The organism is Pontibacillus litoralis JSM 072002 (assembly GCF_000775615.1).
In the GTDB taxonomy this organism is placed as follows: Bacteria; Bacillota; Bacilli; order Bacillales; family BH030062; genus Pontibacillus; species Pontibacillus litoralis.
The window spans coordinates 15,756-32,136 of sequence record NZ_AVPG01000009.1; the positions used below are offsets into that span (position 1 = coordinate 15,756).

At 35.8% G+C, this 16,381-nt stretch carries 15 protein-coding genes; 7 read left to right on the top strand and 8 right to left on the bottom strand.

The window, feature by feature from the left end; genetic code table 11:
- Positions 1–71: 71 nt before the first annotated feature.
- From N784_RS07435 to N784_RS07455, 6 genes are all read right to left on the bottom strand, one after another.
- Positions 72–386, bottom strand: coding sequence for a DMT family transporter (locus N784_RS07435; protein ID WP_036833792.1), 315 nt, complete (start codon positions 384–386; stop codon positions 72–74).
- Positions 386–739, bottom strand: coding sequence for a DMT family transporter (locus N784_RS07440; protein WP_036833794.1), 354 nt, complete (start codon positions 737–739; stop codon positions 386–388). The genes N784_RS07435 and N784_RS07440 overlap by 1 nt, the downstream gene beginning before the upstream one ends.
- Before the next feature lie 70 nt (positions 740–809).
- A complete protein-coding gene (locus N784_RS07445) occupies positions 810–1,382 on the bottom strand; it encodes a TetR family transcriptional regulator (RefSeq protein WP_036833795.1) in 573 nt (190 codons plus the stop codon).
- 105 nt (positions 1,383–1,487) lie between these two features.
- Positions 1,488–1,664: a cysteine-rich CWC family protein gene (locus tag N784_RS16255; protein WP_084600176.1), complete on the bottom strand. Its 177-nt coding sequence runs from the start codon at positions 1,662–1,664 to the stop codon at positions 1,488–1,490.
- Positions 1,665–1,694: 30 nt separating this feature from the next.
- A complete protein-coding gene (locus N784_RS07450; RefSeq protein ID WP_036833797.1) occupies positions 1,695–2,999 on the bottom strand; it encodes a D-arabinono-1,4-lactone oxidase in 1,305 nt (434 codons plus the stop codon).
- Positions 2,987–4,162: an amino acid deaminase/aldolase gene (locus N784_RS07455; protein WP_036833799.1), complete on the bottom strand. Its 1,176-nt coding sequence runs from the start codon at positions 4,160–4,162 to the stop codon at positions 2,987–2,989. Before N784_RS07455 ends, N784_RS07450 begins: the two co-directional genes overlap by 13 nt.
- Positions 4,163–4,336: 174 nt before the next feature.
- On the opposite strand from N784_RS07455, the gene N784_RS07460 reads away from it, so the two are divergent.
- The 3 genes from N784_RS07460 to N784_RS07470 all read left to right on the top strand — a co-directional run bounded on the left by N784_RS07460 (position 4,337) and on the right by N784_RS07470 (position 8,652).
- Positions 4,337–6,118 carry a helix-turn-helix domain-containing protein gene (locus tag N784_RS07460; RefSeq protein WP_036833801.1) on the top strand — a complete coding sequence of 594 codons (1,782 nt, stop codon included), beginning with the start codon at positions 4,337–4,339 and terminating at the stop codon, positions 6,116–6,118.
- 117 nt (positions 6,119–6,235) lie between these two features.
- Positions 6,236–7,402, top strand: coding sequence for a hypothetical protein (locus N784_RS07465; protein ID WP_052127192.1), 1,167 nt, complete (start codon positions 6,236–6,238; stop codon positions 7,400–7,402).
- Between the two features lie 17 nt (positions 7,403–7,419).
- Entirely contained in the window at positions 7,420–8,652 is a 1,233-nt protein-coding gene (locus tag N784_RS07470) for a metal-dependent hydrolase family protein (protein WP_156965201.1), read from the top strand.
- Positions 8,653–8,748: 96 nt separating this feature from the next.
- On the opposite strand, the gene N784_RS07475 is transcribed toward N784_RS07470, so the two are convergent.
- On the bottom strand, positions 8,749–9,543 hold the full coding sequence (locus N784_RS07475; protein ID WP_084600177.1) for a sulfite exporter TauE/SafE family protein: 795 nt from the start codon (positions 9,541–9,543) through the stop codon (positions 8,749–8,751).
- 629 nt (positions 9,544–10,172) lie between these two features.
- Here N784_RS07475 and N784_RS17230 point away from each other — a divergent pair.
- Positions 10,173–10,304, top strand: a complete 132-nt coding sequence (locus N784_RS17230) for a G5 domain-containing protein (RefSeq protein ID WP_084600184.1) — start codon at positions 10,173–10,175, stop codon at positions 10,302–10,304.
- Between the two features lie 32 nt (positions 10,305–10,336).
- Entirely contained in the window at positions 10,337–10,606 is a 270-nt protein-coding gene (locus N784_RS17235; RefSeq protein WP_408633509.1) for an LPXTG cell wall anchor domain-containing protein, read from the top strand.
- 356 nt (positions 10,607–10,962) lie between these two features.
- Here N784_RS17235 and dcm read toward each other — a convergent pair whose 3' ends face one another.
- Positions 10,963–12,300 carry a DNA (cytosine-5-)-methyltransferase gene (gene dcm, locus N784_RS07480; RefSeq protein WP_084600178.1) on the bottom strand — a complete coding sequence of 446 codons (1,338 nt, stop codon included), beginning with the start codon at positions 12,298–12,300 and terminating at the stop codon, positions 10,963–10,965.
- 93 nt (positions 12,301–12,393) lie between these two features.
- Here dcm and N784_RS07485 point away from each other — a divergent pair, with 93 nt between their 5' ends.
- Positions 12,394–13,770 (top strand): Sau3AI family type II restriction endonuclease, encoded by a 1,377-nt coding sequence (locus N784_RS07485; RefSeq protein WP_036833807.1) that lies wholly within the window; start codon positions 12,394–12,396, stop codon positions 13,768–13,770.
- 305 nt (positions 13,771–14,075) lie between these two features.
- A complete protein-coding gene (gene dptF / locus N784_RS07490) occupies positions 14,076–16,379 on the top strand; it encodes a DNA phosphorothioation-dependent restriction protein DptF (protein ID WP_036833808.1) in 2,304 nt (767 codons plus the stop codon).
- Positions 16,380–16,381: the final 2 nt, after the last annotated feature.

Genomic DNA, 16,381 nt, shown 5'->3' on the forward strand with positions numbered 1-16,381 from the left:
AATTCAAAAAATGTGCGTCAAAATCATGAATAATGCGCGAAAATCAAAAGGATTTGCGCGCATTGGTGTATTTAGGATAATGATTTTAAGCCTGTAACGCCGATAATGATTAAAATTAAGCTGACAATGCGGTATTTATTCGTTGATTCACCGAAAAATAACATATTCATAATGACAGCACCTGCTGTTCCAACTCCTACGAAAACGGAATATGAAATGCTTACAAGTAAATGGGAAAAAGAGGCGTATAGAAAGGCAAATGCAGCGCCTAATCCTCCTAAATAAAGTGCACCGTTCGCGATTGTCTTGTTTTGGCTATATAAACGTAAACCTAAGACACCTAATATTTCACATATAGATGCGCATGCAACTAGTATCCATCCCATTAGGAATGCACCTCCTTACTGGCTGATGTCGTCTCTGGGTGATCAAATAACTTCAGGCCAATGACGCCAACAACGAGAAGGAACATAAAGAATATTTTCTCAATACTTAAGCTTCCCCCAAAGATATAAATGTCCATTAATGCTGTACCTACAGTACCAGCAGCAGCGAAGATGGCGTACACTGTTCCGGTTGGTAATCCTTCACATGCTTTCGTTAGAAAATGTAAATCAAGTAGAATAGCACTAATAATAAGTACCCAATGCCACCATGTTGAAGCGGTATTAAATCCAAAAATCCAAAGTAATTCAAATAAACTTGTTAAGACTACGTAAATCCATGATTTATTCATTATTTCTCCTCCACTTAAATTGTGACTGAATATCAGTCATTTTATTATAAAAACTTGGGAAACCCAAGCTGAATTAGTTGCCTAATGCGTGTATAGCAAATTCAGTTACTTCTTTCTTTTTTTGAGTTGCTTTATCTTCTTCTTGTTGATCATATAAGTAGGATTGTTCCGCTGCTGATTCGATTAAACCTATTAACAATTTGGCGTTTGCCTCCGTATCCATATTGGCTCGCAGGACGGAGGATGCTTTGCTTTGTTGTAGAAATTCACTCATCCAGGCATAATAAGGTTCATAAATAGTTTCCCATTCTTTCAAGTAGTCACTGGATGCTAAACCTGCGAACATTAGGGCGTAAATGTCACGATAGTCATTCGTGATTTGAAAGACGATGTCAACAACTTGCTTTAGTTGATTGGTAAATGTTTGTTCGCGGTCAACTTCTTGTTCCATTGTTTGCACAAGTTTATTTACCATCACCTCTGCAATAGAAGGCATGACGGCTAGCTTAGAAGGGAAGTATAAATAAAAGGTGCCTTGAGCAATACCTGCGCCTTTAACAATATCAGATACTTTTGTTCTTTCAATACCTTTTTGTTGGAACACATTAATTGCTGAGTGAATAATCTTCTCCTTTTTGTTATCCATGTTATCACCCCATATCCCATATTATGAATGAATATCAGTCATTTTACAATGTGTTTCTATTTTTGTCAATAAGTAACCCCTCGGTATACCCAAGGGGAGGTGCAATCATTGTGCATATTTCTTCAAACATTCACGGCAAATACATGCTTTATGCAATTTATCTTCTGGAATCATTTCAAATATGTGTTCGGGAAAGGACTTCTTGCTACACCAGCAAGGTTTATCGCCATTATTTCCGCATTGGTTGTTTTGTTGACATATAGGACATTGATTTGAGTTCATTTCTTGTATCTCCTCTTGCTTTTCTTTCTATTATAATGCAAAAAGGCGTTGTATATAGTCGTTCACAAAAATGTCATGTGGATCGAGCTCTTTGCGAAGTTGAAGAAAGGAAGGGAGCATCGGATAAGTCTTAAGTAGTTGATCATAGGTGCAAGTGTGCATTTTTCCCCAATGAGGGCGGCCATCGTACCGTTGAAAAATTTCTTCAGCTGCTTGAAAGTACGACTCAAAAGGCATGCCTTTGTACATGTGTACAGCAATGTAAGCGGCATCTCGCTTATATGCGGGGCTAAGCCATAAGTCATCCCTTTTGACGAAACGACATTCAATTGGAAAGTGAACGGCGATTTGTTTAGCTTCAATCATTTGGTTTAGTTCCGTTAGTACAGTAGAGAAATATTTTAATGGAATGCTGTACTCCATTTCATGAAAGCGTACAGAGCGCTCCGTTGAAAACAATTGGTAGCTTGGCCCAATCATCGTACTTGTAGGGACACTATTGGCGGAAAAACGACTAATAGAGGAGCTAAGGGTTGGTATTTTTCGAGACACTTCACTTAAAATAGAGAACGCCTTATTCTCTATTGTGTTTGTTTTCCACTTTTTATAGGACAGAGATTGAGCTGATTTCTCTGTTCTGTTCATCGTTTTCACTTGTGTTTTGGTTGAGTATGGAAAGGCGAAGCACTCGAAATGCTCATTTTTTTGAACAAGCGATTGTATGTTAGATAATACGTTAGCTTGGTCCATACGCTTGCTTTCATATACAAAATTCTGCTCTTTTATGATGCGAATTTGCATGGACACAACAATGCCAAGCATACCTAAAGATAAAGCGAACGCAGCAAAATGGTCTGGATCCTCTTGTTTCGTGTAAGTGACGACTTCCCCACTTGCTAATACGACAGTCAATGCTTCGAGTTGTGTAGCCAAAATGCCGTGACCAATTCCAGTACCGTGTGTACCCGTTAACAATGCACCACTAATGGATTGTGCATTAATATCGCCTAAATTTTCTAAGGCATAGCCACGTTCATGCAGCTCCTCACTTAATTGATATAGCTTCGTCCCACCCCATACTTCAGCTAGAAATTGATCTTCATCAATGGTTCTCACACCTTGTAAATAATCCAATGACACCAATAAATGATTCGTTGCCATAAGAGGAGTAAAGGAATGGCCAGAACCGATGACGCGCACACGTTTATTAGAGCTTGTCGCTTCATTTACAACATCAATTACTTCTTCAATGGTAGATGGCTTGCGGATGTGTTCTGGTGTGAAGCGTATTCCACCTGACCAATTCTCAATTTGTTTCTGTTCTAGTGAAAGCATTGTCCATCCCCCCGATACGTATTAAATGAATCGATTATGTGCCCGTCTTGGACAGCATGCAGCACTTGAAAATGTTCTGTAACTTCCCCAGCTTTGCTATGACGAAAAACGGCTACATCACCAATATTCAAGCTATCATAACTATGAAAAATAAACGGTGTTTGCACCTCTCCCGCCCCTTCTACCGTAATAAGCCGACTACTAGCAGGCATATACAGTTGAGGGCGTTTATCTTCGCCGATTTCCCCACTTGCTACATATCCGCCGCTATAGCACGTATAAATGCTAGGAGCCGCTCTGCGAACAATTGGCGTTGTATAAAAGAGAGCTGGTGAATAAGAGAGACCTTCGTAATGGTCAAACAAATGTGGGGAAAAAAAAGCTGAACCTATAGTTACTTCGGTAATAATTGCTTCTTGAACAGTGGAATGTAGACTCCCTGTCCCACCTCCATTGACGAAACGGAGTTCTAAACCTTTTTGCTGGATCGCTTCTACAATTGCTTTGCGTCTGTTAGGGAATTCTTGTAAGGAGCGTTTTTTCAGCCAACGAATGAAATGATTCTTGACTCCTTTTCCAGGGAGGTTGTCTGCCACACCAGCTACTTGCGCTTCATACCCCATTACTCCGTCTAAACGAAGCGAAGGGCTTGTCCCTATCGCATCGACAACAGATAAGACTTCCTCCGTCGTTCGAAGAGGGGAACGCCTTACTCCAAAGTACAACCCAAACTGCTTTAAGCTCATATCGACGTCCACACACACGCGAAACATTCCGTGCGATTGATTAGCGATATGTTCAAGTAGCTCCACATGCTCCACACAATCCACCATAACAGTAATAAGCTTTCCTTCTTGCGTCTTTTCACTAATCTGCTTCAGCGCTTCGTGATCCATCGTTGGATAGGCTATAAGCACATCGTCGAAACCTTCTTGTAATAAAAAAACCGCTTCCCGCGGGTTATAACACATTACCCCATGAAAACAATCGTTACTTGCTAAGATTCGCTTCATCACTTGTATGGAGCGAATTGATTTACTTGCGATCCGAATCTTCTTCCCGTTCGCTTGCTCCGCGACTTTAGCGCAATTGGCATCAAGCGCTTCTATATCCAAATACGCAGCAGGAGCCGGAAGTTGATTGAAAGTCGAATAATGAATCATGCTGCATCACCGCCTTCTCTCTGATGTATCCATCGAATGAATAAGACTTCATTTTATACGTATTCGATAATGAAAGAGAAAAATCCTTTAAAAATAGGAATATTCAGAAAAATAGTGTAGGAATAGGAGAAAGTTTGATAGGATAATGGTAGATGAAAGGAGGAAGTGCAATTGATGAAAAAAGAGTTGATGGAGCAAAAGCACGATAAACGACTTATGAGTTTAATTCAATCGGTACGTGTATTAAACTCCACACGAGATTTAGATAACGTTTTGGATCAATTGGTCAGAGAAGTGTTTAATGTCATTGCAGGTGCTAATGCTAGCATATTGTTTTTATATGATAAGCGTGCAGAGGTACTGTATGCAAAGACAGCTAATGGATTTAATATGGAGTATATGAAGCATATACAACTTAAACCAGGGGAAGGCATGAGTGGAAAAACTTTTTTGGCTGGAAAGGGACAGATTTTTTCTACAGCTACAGATATAGCATTAGGAATGGAAAATATTTCTTCGCTTACGAAGGATATTTATGCTCAATCGTTAGGCGACATGAAATATCCAACAAGTGCTATTTGTGTTCCTTTATTGTCTAATCATCAATGTCTTGGAGTCTTAACGGTTGATATGTTTGAAAAAGATATTACATTTGGTGATATTGATTTACAATTGCTTGAATCATTTGCTTGTCAAGCAGCTATTGCTATTGAAAATGCCACCCTTCTTTCTCAAAATGAGCGCACACATCGCATTCTCGAAGAATTATCTAGAGTATCTTTAGCTAAAGGAGATATAGAAGATATAACGAAATCACTTGCAAGGTTAATCGACAAACAAGTAGTTGTATTTAATGAAATATTAGAGGTAGTTGCTTTATCGGATACACAATTTAGTCGAGTCGTAGAACAATTAAAAAGGAAAAGGGACTTTCTATTAAAAGGAGAAATATCATCCATGCTCTTTTCTTTAGATGATGCGTCGTATGTTATTTATGTATTTCCAATTAGAACAGAGCTGAGACGACTGGGATTATTATGTATTATTACGGAAGAAAACAAAGAGCTAGATTCCTTATATAGGTTTGCTATTGAACAAGCGAATTTAATCTTTGCAATGGAAATGGATAGACAAGAAAGGGCATTAGCGGAAGATTTCATAAACTCTAGAGCGATTTTGGAACATTTAATACATTCGCCATATGATGAATTGTCTACTACTCATTTAGCTAATTTTAATTTTCCTGACTTAGAGTACCATCATTATATTGTTGTTCAATTATATATAAAGAATCCATTAGTAGCTTTAAAAGATTTTTCATTAAAGAAACAACACCTGATGAGAATGATTTATAGAGAATTGTCTCGGTTGTCGTATAAAACATTAGTGTACGAACAAAATATGGAAGTCACATTGATGTTTACAGTGTCTTCTATGTATGAGGAAGAGAAAGTGTATACATATTTGAAAGAGCTGTTCCAAAAAATCAATGGTGTTGCTTCAAGTCAGCTTTGTTTAACTAGCTTAATTGGGTTTGGGCGAGTAGTACATACATTAAATGATGTTCAGCGATCTTATCAAGATGCAAAGAGTTGTGTGCAGTATTTGCAAAATACTTGTCAATTAGATCAAATGTTAACGTATCGACAACTTGGCTCTTATCGATTGTTTTTGAAAACAGATCGAAAGGAATTGAAAGAGTATGCTAGCAGTGTGTTAGGCATGATTGAAATGTATGACAAGAAACATGATAAAGAGTTATTAAAAACGTTGAAAGTGTATTTAGAGACTAATCAAAGTATGACAGAAAGCGCAAAACAATTATATGTTCATGTAAATACGATTAAATATCGCCTTAAAACGATAGCCAACTTATTGGGATACGATAAGTTGACGGGGAGAAAAGCATTTGAACTCCAACTCGGCCTTCATATAATAGAATATCTAGAAGGATAGAGTCGTTTTGTCGGTAATCAACAAAAAAATAAATAGAAAATTGTCGGTCACCCCTATTTTTTACTTGTCGAAATTGTCATATAATTTTGACAATAAAAGAAAGAAGGTGTGATGATTATGGAACCGATTTTTATTGTACTTATCATAATGTTCATTATTGCATTAGGGGAATTACTTTCACTATCGAGTAGGGCAAGGATTCCAACTTTACTAGTCGTTATTACAGTGACCTTTATATTGTTACAGACGGGAGTGATGCCAGAGACATTTATGGAGTCATCTACCTTTCTTGCTGTGGGTGCTGTACTTGTCCCTGTTATTATCGTTCATCTTGGCACATTAATTCCTTTGTCGGTAATGAAACAGCAATATAAGGCCGTAATCATTACGTTAATTGGTTTGGTTGTCTCCGTTGTATCCATTTTAAGCGTTGTGACAATTCTGTTTGATTATCATACTGCTGTGGCAGGAGCAGGTCCATTAACTGGAGGGATAATAGCTTACCTAGTTACTTCCGATGGACTAGCTAAAGCAGGATTTACTTCTTTAGTTGCTATACCAGTTGTTGTGTTTGCATTGCAAAATCTTGTAGGAATGCCATTATCATCAATTCTATTAAGTAAATATGCTAAGACGATTAGAAATGATTTACCGCAGAACTCAAGCCATGCTCCTCAAGAAGTGGCTAGTACCGTTGAAGAGGATATGCAAAACATGTTATTCCCAACAACTTTTATGCGGAGTGAATTTTTTATTTTGTTTCTTTTGTTTATAGGTGGTGCTCTTGCTGTATTCCTCGATCATCTAACAACGATAAATTACAGTTTATGGGCATTGGCGATAGGTGTGATTGGAGCGGCCATACGCTTTTATCCAGAACGAGCGCTTGATCGTGCCAATAGTACAGGAATAGCTATGGTGACATTAATTGTGGTAGTGATAAGTTCGCTTGTCGGGATTACATGGGGACAAGTCGTCTCTTCTTTATTGCCAGTCATCATTATCATTTTTGTAGGAACTTGTGGTTTAATGATTGGCGGTATGATCGGTGGCAAGTTATTTAATTGGAAACCAACGAAATCTATTCCTGTAGTGTTAACAGCAATGTATGGATTTCCAGGAGACTATTTAATTGTAGAAGAAGTGAGTAGAAGTGTAGGACGAAATGAAGAAGAGCAAAAAGCAATAATGAATGAGTTAGTAGCTCCAATGTTAATCGGAGGCTTTACTTCTGTAACGGTTGGATCTATCGTCGTGGCAAGTATATTAATAGGCACACTTTAATAGAGAGGGAGATTGTTATAATGTACACATTAATTAAAAATGGAGTTTTAATAGATGGTCTAGGAGATGAGCCAAAGCAGCACACATCCGTTCTTGTGAAAGATAAAACGATTGAGAAAATAGGGCAAGAAGTTGACTTTCATATTCCTGAAAATACTACGGTTATTGATGCGACAGGTCAATATATTTTACCAGGACTCATTGATACACATGTACACATGGCATTAGAATTAAAAAATGTTCAAGATATGATCTTAACACCTTTTTCTTATCGCTTCTATGAGAGTATTCATTATTTAAAACGAACATTAGCCATTGGCATTACATCTGTACGAGATGCGGGTTTTGCAGATGTTGGGATGAAAATGGCGATAGAAGATGGGTTGATTGAAGGGCCGCGCATGCAAGTGAGTATTAACCCTTTAACGATAACAGGAGGTCATGGTGATAGTTGGAATCGTTCAGGGGTTGATACGACATTACAAACGTATCCAGGCATGCCAGATGCAATTTGTGACGGTAAAGAAGAGGTGCGGAAAACTGTCCGGAAAATGTTACAAGCAGGCGCAGAAGTAATTAAAGTCCATGCTACTGGTGGTGTGTCAAGTCCGACAGATCATCCGGAGTTCACACAATTCTCTAGAGAAGAATTAGAAGTAATGGTGGAGGAAGCAACTTTTCGCAAAGGGATAAAAGTAATGGCGCATGCACAAGGAACAGAAGGGATTAAAAATGCGATAAGAGCAGGTATACATTCCATTGAGCATGGCATTTATTTAGATGATGAAGCGATTGAATTAATGCTAGAAAATGAAACATTCCTCGTTCCAACTTTATTAGCACCTGTGTCTGTCCTAGAATATAGTAAACAAAATAATCGCATGGCTCCATATGCTGTGGAGAAGTCGAAAGAAGTAATAGCAGCTCACAAAGAGAGTATTGCAAGGGCTTATAAAGCAGGAGTAAAGATTGCAATGGGAACAGATGCAGGTGTCATGGCCCATGGAACAAATTTACGTGAGCTTGGTCTGATGTGTGATATTGGCATGTCACCAATGGAAGCTATTGTAGCCTCCACCAAAACGGCAGCGGAATGCTTAGGGTGGGAAGAACAAACTGGAACAATAGAACAAGGGAAACTAGCAGACATCATTTTAACAAAGGTTAATCCGCTACAGAATATCCAAGCTTTAGACAATAAAGAGGCTATAACGATGGTCATGAAAGAAGGGAAACGATACAAAGGGTAATATTGAATAAGTTCGGACCTACTATCGAATCGATCAAGTAATTGTATAACCTTACTTGATCGATTCGTATGTGCTAGTGTCAGTTTCATCTAAGGATTACTGTAGAAGCACAGCTTGAATGATATTATAAATGTTTATACATATGATTACTAAAATAGAGAGATTAAATAGCTTCTCCACTTGGCTATTCCTTATATTCGTCACAACAATTGAGCCAATCCATCCACCTAATATACCACCTAGTACCATATAACTAAGCATAGAAAGGTCGTAGATTTCAAAACCAGTTGTGAACCCAATGAGTAATAAGGCAGACAACTGCGAGAAGAATATAATGAAGATGGAATTGATGCTTGCATTCTTAGCGTTCATGGAAAAAAGGAAGCTTAACACAGCTACATTCAACGGCCCACCGCCAATGCCGAGAAATGCAGCTAACACACCAAGTAGAATTCCTACACTAAAAATGATAAATGTATTCTTAAGTACGAAGGTTGTGTATTGATCTTTTTTCTTAAAGTAGATATAGATGGTCGATAGTAATAGAACGAGTATAATCGATTGTGAGATAGCTGTTATCTTCGTTGCATGCAATGAAAATACGATGTAATTAAATAACGCTTTCCCAATAATTCCGCCGACAATCGAGCCAACAGCAATCATAGAGCTAGCTGTTATATTAATTGTAACGTTGCTTTTTCTAGCTTTAAACATAGATACGATAGACATAGATAGTACTGTTGCGGCCGATAATACGCCGACGGTCGCTAAATCGAAATGACCAAACATATCTAACACGGGTTTTATAATTACTCCACCGCCCAATCCGGCAATCGCTCCAATTGTACTAGCAAGTAGTCCGATGAAAAAGTATATTAGAAAAATGAGCATCATCTCCAATAAAAAGTGTACGTTTAGTGAAGCGCATAGAGTTACTAAACTTCCGGGATATATTATATCAGAAAGCGAGATGCTTTTTTTACAAATGCAACCGCTAACCTTTTGTAGATGCCATTTGGGGGAAGTATAGATACTTTCCTGACATTATTCGTAAGTTGCTATAACAAACGTAATCGTCGAAAATTGTGATGGACCATTTCCTGAAAGTATCGCTTATTTGTACACACGGCCAATCAAACTCGCAATACTGCTGCTAATGGAGAAGGGTGCACATTGTTCCGGTAACTTTGATCTAGAAGGACTGGCGACTAAAAGTGTTGATGGAGTTCGTGGAAGTGGTAAGGGTATAGATAATATGTATCTCGCCACGCTTCGATTTGTTCTTTATAAAGTCGTTTTTTATGACAATACTCTGCCAGCTCTGCACCATTCATTGAGAAAGTTTCCATGACAACGAGAAACTTATCTTCACTGCTCCACTGTTCAGAACTTTGTCCATCTCTCCAGGTCTATTCGGGCATCCTCCCGCCATTTGTATAACGGGGGTTCAGTGATTCCCAGTTCTTTGCTTAATTGACTTACAGATTCATTGTTAGGTGTCATCATTCTCCCAACGATAGATTCTTTCTCTTCCATCTTTAGATTATGGTGAAAAAGTAGTAGAACAAGCGGGTGTAGCTGGAGAGAAGACCATTACTTATAAAGTAACTTATGTAAATGGTGAAGAAATAAGTCGTAAAGCTATCGCATAGGAAATAGCAGTTAACCCAAAGAAATTATAAGAATTGGTACAAAAGCAAATGAATCAAATGAAGGTAAAGAAGAAGATGGTGACGAAACAGAGGGAGACGACTCTACAGCTTCTGATAATGGATCAAGTGCAGTAGTCAAGGAAAGCGAAACAGATAATAATGAAAAAAGTGATAATTCAACAGGTGAAGAATTACCAAACACAGCTACAAATATCTTCAATATTGGATTAATCGGTGTTTCATTATTACTTACTGGTATATCAATTACTTTATTTAGACGTTTTAAAAAAAGTGAAGCATAAATTCTCACAAACTGGTATTGCAGAGCGATGTCTTTATATCCTCTCGATGCCAGTTCTTTGTATCTTATTTAATGGAAGATAAAGAACATAACTCCTTGATATACTGAAATTTAATATGTTACATTTAATTGGAATGTCAACACTAACCTGTACCAAAAATTAAAGGGCTTGCATTTAAAATTCTACAAGTGTTAGATATCAAAGCGTTCCGTGAATCCAGATGTTGTTGAACCAATGAACATAATCATCAAGTTTAATATGACTTTATATAGAAAAAGTGTAGCCTTTGGCGGGCTACACTTTTTCTGTGAATTTTGTATATAACCTGTGAATTTGGTTTACAAACTGGAGCTTTATTATATAACCTTGGATTCATCGTCAATAGTATCAAAAAGACTTAAATTGTGTATCTGTTCTGTTTCTTTTTGAACCTTTATTTCTTCATCAATAATCTTCTTCAGTTCTTTGGCCATTTTTTCTACTAAATCTACAACTAATGCATTTCCCATACAAAAGTATCTGAATTTATGTGGCATACCAGTATCTGTCCAATTATCCGGGAATCCGTTCATTCGTTCACATTCTATTGGAGTAAGTAAACGTAGTCGATTACTCTTATGGTCTCTAACCACGTGAGTGCTTCTATTTTTAGATGATTCACTTGTAAGAATAGTACGCCCTGGCCTGTCTAGATAATCAGGAAAAGCCATACCGCCTTCAGAGTATTGATATTTATATCCTTCACTTGTTACTCGATCTATTCGCTTGGGACCTTTCATATATTCCCAATCATCTAATTTTTCACCTAAAAAGAACTTTTCTTCAATAGGTTCTGATTCAAGAATATCTCCTAAAGTAGTAATTTTTTTTGGAACTTTTGGAATCACTTCTTCAGAATATACATTTCCATTTATCATTACTCCACTATTTCGGAATGGAAAACTAAAGTTATCAGAGAGCTCTACAATATCATTATTTAACTTTATTGATTTAGGTGCATGCTTTAAAGAGGATTCTTCATGAATTGGAAATTGAGCTTGAAAATATCCATTGCTATGAATAATCTCATGTGTTTCGAAATTCTTTATCATTTTATAAAAGTGTGTATCTTTATGGAATGCAAAAATAAACACTCTTCTTCTTTTTTGTGGGTACCCATAATCAGCTGCATTAATAACTCGCCATTCCACACCATATCCTCTTTTTTCGAATGATTTTAGCATGACTCCAAAGTCTCTTCCACGTTGTTTAGCTGGGGATTTTAGAAGACGATCGACATTCTCTAGAAGAACAAAAGGTGGTTGTTTCTCTGCAACTATTTTATCTATTTCCCAGAAAAGTACTCCTTTCTTGCCTGCAATCCCATCAGCCTTTGTTCTAGCTACTGAATAGTCTTGGCATGGAAAACCTCCTACTAAAACGGTGTGATCAGGGATTAAACTCTTGGCTGCTTTAGCATATTTTGCTATATCTTCATTAGTAACTCTCTGTTCTTCTATATGCAGAGGATTTTTTAGATTAAACTTGTTCTTCCTTAAGTTATTTATATAGCAATCGTAAGCGTGTTGAACATTTTTTCCTGGTTCCCACTGATTAGCAAATACAGTGTCCCATTTAGACGAAGCTCTTTCAAAGCCGAGACGGAAGCCCCCAACACCAGCAAATAACTCGCTAATGGTATAGTCGAATTTCATTTGACTTCCTCCGTTCTTATTTAATGATTTACTATTAGACATTATACTATAAGATAGACATAATATAAAAAAATTCTATTTGGAGGGAGTATAATGTCTGAAGGCAGAGTTACATATGATATCACAAATGCTCAATCAATTGAAAAGCATGCCAAGATGTTGGAAAATAAGACTTTTAGAGAATCTATGGATAATATTGTTATACGTGAAAGTGGAAATAAAGGTGGCTTAGGACAATTAATTGAAGAAAATCACTTTGGATATAAACTTAATAGTGATTCTGAGCCGGATTTCCCAGAAGCCGGTGTGGAATTGAAAGTAACACCTTATAAAATAAACACCAAAAAAGGCAATAAAGTTGCGAAAGAAAGACTAGTACTCAGTATTATTAATTACATGACATTACCTTACGAAAAGTTTGAAAATAGTATGTTCTACAAAAAGAATAAATTACTTCTGCTAATCTTTTATTTATATCAACCTAAAGAGGAAATAAAGGATAGATTAGATTATAAGATTACTCATGCCCAACTATTTGAATTTCCAAAGAAGGATCTTAATATTATTAAGCGAGATTGGGAAATTATAAAAGAAAAAGTGAATAATGGTTTGGCTCATGAACTTTCTGAAAGAGATACGAATTATCTAGGCGCTTGTACGAAAGGCGCGAATAAAAATTCACTTAGAGAACAGCCACATTCAAATGAACCTGCTATGCAAAGGGCTTATTCTCTTAAAGCTTCGTATATGACAGCCATACTAAACGATTACATACTAGCTAAAAAAGCTACGTTTGAAGATTCTGTTATCGATGATGAGAGAGTTCTAGAAGAAGAGTCTTTAGAATCTTATATACTAAAAAAATTCGAGCCGTTTAAAGGGTTTACTATAGATAAAATAAAAGCAACTCTAGATATTCATGCAAATAGAAAAGCTAAAAACTTTGCTCAGAAAATAGCAAGTAAAATGTTAAATTTACAAACTAATAATATTGAGAAGAGTGAAGAATTTATTAAAGCAAACATAAAGCTAAAAACGATTCGTGTTGAGAAGAACGGAAAAATAAAGGAGCATATGTCTTTTCCAACCTTTAAATATAAAGAAATAGTTCAGGAAGAGTGGGAAACTTCTACACTAAGACAAATGTTCCTAGAAACCAAATTCCTATTCTTTATTTATCGTTTTAATGAAAATAATGAGTTATGTTTTTATGATGCTATGTTTTGGAATATTCCTTTTAATGACTTGGAAATAGAAGTGAAGAAAGTATGGGAGGAAACAGTGAGTAGAATTATGGATGATCAAGCGGATAAACTTCCAGGATCAAAAGATAATCTAGTTTCACACGTAAGACCTCATGCGCAAAATAAGATGGATACTTACGAAACTCCTCAAGGTAAACAGGTTGTTAAAAAGTGTTTTTGGTTAAACAATTATTATTTGGAGAAACAATTAGGGTTAAATAAATAAGGGATAATGTAGCTTAAGGATGTTGACAATTTGTTGTCAACCCCGCTTAAGCTACATTTTTTTAGAATGAAACTATGGGGGAAATAAAGTGTAATAAGGAATGTTAAATATTTCAACTGTCATATGCAGTATATTTTCATTCTTTTATTATACCTTCACGCCAAACTTGCTATAAAAAGTCCAAAAAACTTATATCACAGCCTGAAATTTTTATGAAAAAATGTGTTTTTAAAGGACAGTGTATTGTAAAAGTTAACATTATGTTAAAATTGTACCATGCAATTAGTATTAATGGGGTGTGAATAATGTCGGGGTATTTGTTTGATTTTTTAATAGATGTAAATCCTAAATTAGCTGGTTTAGCAAACAAAGTGGAAGATATGGTATATGAATATCCTAATTCCGCTATTATGAATGCTAGACTTTTCACGGAAGAACTTGCAAAGCAGATTATAAGGCAAGAAGACGATTTATCTTATTTACTACATAAACGTCAAGCTGAGCGAATTCACGGACTGGATAATAACGGTATTTTGAAGAAAGATGTATCAAAAGCTTTTGATACGGTTCGGTCCATTGGAAATAAGTCAGTACATAATATACAGGACGAAAATATTGAAGATGCTCTTCGTGTGCATCGTAATATGTTCAAACTATCGGTCTGGTATATGGAGGTATATGGAGATTATAGCTTTGCATCTCCAGAATATCGTTCTCCAAAAATACCTACAAAAGCTGAAGAGACAGCAAATAGTATAAACAAAGATGAAATAAATGATTTTATAAAGGATACGCTGACACAGCAGTTACAAGATTTAATTAAAGAAAAAAATGTAACTAGTTTAGATGATAATATAGGTCCTTTAGATAACCAAAAAAAAGAAGAGAAAATTAATCCACAAAAGCTTGGTGGAAGTGCACTTATTTATGAGCTCTCAAAATTAAGAGAATCATCACAAGAAGCTATTGAAAATGCTAATGCTTTTAGCGAATTTAAAGAATATATGCATGTAGAACGTCCTATTCAAGAAGATCTTGTAAATGCTTTAGAAAGCGCTTCTAAAAAGAGTGGTAGTCAATTAGTTCTGTTGTGCGGTAGTGTTGGGGATGGTAAGTCGCATATGCTTGCATACTTAAAGAAGAATCGCCCAGACATAATGGAGCAGTTTGCAATTCATAACGATGCAACAGAGAGCTTTGATCCTACTAAAGATTCAATGGATACTTTAAATGAAATTTTAGAACCGTTTTCTGACACTAATATTGAACGAAGTAATGAAAATTTAATATTAGCGATTAACCTAGGGGTGTTGCATAACTTCCTAGAGACAGAATATGCAAAATCTAGTTATCAGAAATTGAGTAATTATATTTTTGCATCAAATGTATTTGATCGTACCATACTTACAGACCAAACAGAGTCGAATTCATTTCAATTGATTAGTTTTAGTGACTATCATGCATATGAATTAACAATTAATGGCCCAGAATCATCATATTTTCATGAACTTCTTAAAAGAATAGCTTTACCAGTTGAGCAAAACCCGTTTTATCAAGCATTTTTGTTTGATGCTAGTTCTGGTTATAAAGGAACGGCTATGTTGAACTATAAGTTATTACAATCAGAAAGTGTTAGAGAAAGAATAGTAGATATTCTTATTGCTACTATCATACAACGGAAAGTTATTATTTCAACAAGAGCATTAATGAATTTCATTTACGATATTTTAGTGCCAAACGATTATGAAAGGGGACACTACCCTTCTTTAATTGAAAGTATGGAGTCATTATTGCCTAATTTAATATTTGGTCACCCAGAAAAATCTCAAATATTGCAAAAGATTGCTTTTTTAGATCCAGTAGATACTAGATCAGAGAAGTTAGATCAAGCAATTATTGAATTGAACAATGCTCATAATATTAAAGAAGTATTTAAAAAGAATATAAAACTTCATCAACTCGATCAAATTCGTGAAGGGTTAGAAGAATTAGGGCCATTTTTTGAACTTACTCAATCAACCAAGTCATTACTTAATAGTTCCTTAATACGTCTTATCTATTTTCTATCAGATCAATTACATGATGAATTTAAAAAAACTTTATATAAAGAATATGGTCAATATTTATATGAATATAATCAAGGGAATGCTAGAGGTTTAAGGAACCTGTATCAAAAAGTGATTGAAGCGGTTTTTAAGTGGAGAGGAAGTCCAAAACAAAATTATATATATACAACCGACTCAGGTGACGATATGAAACTTGCAATAGAATTAGATATGTCACCAGATGTATCCAATTTGATCAAACGGGATAAGGATGTTCATTATCGCTTTAATAATACGTTAATTGTAGATTATATGTGCAATTCAAATTCAGTTAAATTAGAACTGGATTATCCATTATTTGAACGGGTGATGAATGTCTTGAATGGTTATAGACCAAATAAAAAGGATAAAGAAGATGCTATACAATTCGTTGAATTCATTGAAAAAATTGTGAGTTTAAATAGTAATGTTAATAATATGATTATTTATCAAATGAATAGTAAAAAGTTATTTAACTTTTCTTTTGACCCGATTTTTGAAGAATATACATTTAAGAGGTATTAAAT

Excerpts from the sequence above, each read along its gene's own strand:
- N784_RS07435 (WP_036833792.1), bottom strand. The coding sequence starts at position 386 with ATGGGATGGATACTAGTTGCATGCGCATCTATATGTGAAATATTAGGT.
- N784_RS07445 (WP_036833795.1), bottom strand. The coding sequence starts at position 1,382 with ATGGATAACAAAAAGGAGAAGATTATTCACTCAGCAATTAATGTGTTC.
- N784_RS16255 (WP_084600176.1), bottom strand. The coding sequence starts at position 1,664 with ATGAACTCAAATCAATGTCCTATATGTCAACAAAACAACCAATGCGGA.
- N784_RS07450 (WP_036833797.1), bottom strand. The coding sequence starts at position 2,999 with ATGCTTTCACTAGAACAGAAACAAATTGAGAATTGGTCAGGTGGAATA.
- N784_RS07455 (WP_036833799.1), bottom strand. The coding sequence starts at position 4,162 with ATGATTCATTATTCGACTTTCAATCAACTTCCGGCTCCTGCTGCGTAT.
- N784_RS07460 (WP_036833801.1), top strand. The coding sequence starts at position 4,337 with ATGAAAAAAGAGTTGATGGAGCAAAAGCACGATAAACGACTTATGAGT.
- N784_RS07465 (WP_052127192.1), top strand. The coding sequence starts at position 6,236 with ATGGAACCGATTTTTATTGTACTTATCATAATGTTCATTATTGCATTA.
- N784_RS07475 (WP_084600177.1), bottom strand. The coding sequence starts at position 9,543 with ATGCTCATTTTTCTAATATACTTTTTCATCGGACTACTTGCTAGTACA.
- dcm (WP_084600178.1), bottom strand. The coding sequence starts at position 12,300 with ATGAAATTCGACTATACCATTAGCGAGTTATTTGCTGGTGTTGGGGGC.
- N784_RS07485 (WP_036833807.1), top strand. The coding sequence starts at position 12,394 with ATGTCTGAAGGCAGAGTTACATATGATATCACAAATGCTCAATCAATT.
- dptF (WP_036833808.1), top strand. The coding sequence starts at position 14,076 with ATGTCGGGGTATTTGTTTGATTTTTTAATAGATGTAAATCCTAAATTA.